This window comes from Xanthomonas cissicola, assembly GCF_008801575.1.
Taxonomy (GTDB): domain Bacteria; phylum Pseudomonadota; class Gammaproteobacteria; order Xanthomonadales; family Xanthomonadaceae; genus Xanthomonas; species Xanthomonas cissicola.
Genome location: NZ_VZPL01000188.1, coordinates 1 through 1,464, shown reverse-complemented (window position 1 = coordinate 1,464; position 1,464 = coordinate 1). Strand labels below are relative to the sequence as shown.

Below are 1,464 nucleotides of genomic sequence, written 5' to 3'. Positions count from 1 at the left end.
GTCGTCCCTGAAAAACCCCTGTCAAACCTCCATTGCCATGTTTGCGAGCCGCATAGTGCTTGAGCACGTTGAGGAACGCTCCCGCACCACCTGCAACCAGGCACGCAAAAAGGCGATCCAGCGCAGCAGCCAGCGCAGGTTGTAGCCGGCCGCACAACCGAGCACGTGCAGCGCATCGCCTTGTGCACCTTTCAGCCAGCAGCGACGCAAGCGGCAGTCTTGTTTCAGATGTCCGATCACCGGCTCCACGGCTTGCCGGCGTTTGATCCAGCGCCATTGCCGTCGTGTCAGCGTCTTGGCCTTGCCACGATGGAGCACCTGCACGCCAGCGACCTCGCGCCCGCGATACCCCAGGTCCACGATCGCCACCTGCGGGATCACATTCACATCCTGTAGCAACCCGCGCGCCTGTTCCAGTTGCTCGGCCAACGTATCGCCGTCGTAGGGATTGCCGGGAAAACTGCGTGCGCCCACGATCAAGCCCTTGCGCGCACTCACCGCAAGGCCGACCTTGACACCAAATTCGTACGGGCTCCTTGCCTTGCCCTTGCTGATGCATTCCACTTCCGGCGCGTGCAACGCGTAGAGTTTTTGTTTGTCCTTGGGGCGCTGTGTCAACAACCGGTGTGCGCGCTCCAACCAGACACCGATGCGCTCACGCACCGATGGTTCCAGTTGGGCCAGCTTGCGTTGCAGATCGCGGAGTACGCGTCCCAGGATCGTGCGCTGGCGACGCAGCACCTTGCGCATGCGCTTGAACTGGCGCGCATGCGCATAGCGCCCGGCCTTGCGGCTCAACCCCGGACCTTGCCGCGCATAGCTCTGTCGCAGTGCGATGCCGTGTCGCTTGGCCAGCAGCACCAGCTTCTTGCGCGCCACCTCAAGCAAACGGCTGTCGGTGGGAGGGGTGATCGCTTTTTCCTGCACGGTTGTATCCACGATCACCCGCGACAACTCACGTGCATCCACCGCCTTCATCGCATGAGCGGTGTTGATCGTGTGCGCCAACAGCTCTTCCATACCGGCTTCGCCCAGACGCTGTCGCCAACGTGTCAGGGAGCTGGGATCGCACGGCAAGCAGGTCTGGAACACGACCTCGCCGGTGAAAAACTGCCAGTACGGATTTTCCAGCCAACGTTCGCACACCGCTTCATCGGACAGGTCGTAGGCGTGCTTGAGGTAGAGCAGCCCAGCGATCAGACGCAGCGGCAATGCGGGTCGACCGCCTGTGCCGGTGGTGACCGGCAACCGGGGCGACAGCGCCTGCTCCAACGCACTCCACGGCAGCCGGTGGCTCAGCTGGACCAGTGGATGGCGCAAGTCGATCTGGTTCTCCAAACGCGAACGAAACAACTCATCGGCAGGCAACTGCTCGGCGGCAGGACGGCGTGTACGCATGGGCGAAAACTGCCAGAAACCAGTTCGTAGAGTAACGAAAACTGGCAATTCCAGCACACCTAAAAC

1 protein-coding gene is annotated in these 1,464 nt (G+C 62.0%); it reads right to left on the bottom strand.

Annotated elements, in window-relative coordinates:
* Positions 1-21 precede the first annotated feature (21 nt).
* Entirely contained in the window at positions 22-1,398 is a 1,377-nt protein-coding gene (locus F7R02_RS25350; RefSeq protein ID WP_078590438.1) for an IS5 family transposase, read from the bottom strand.
* Between the last annotated feature and the right edge of the window lie 66 nt (positions 1,399-1,464).

Bases quoted from the DNA above. Each gene is read 5' to 3' on its own strand.
- F7R02_RS25350 (WP_078590438.1), bottom strand. From the start codon at position 1,398: ATGCGTACACGCCGTCCTGCCGCCGAGCAGTTGCCTGCCGATGAGTTG.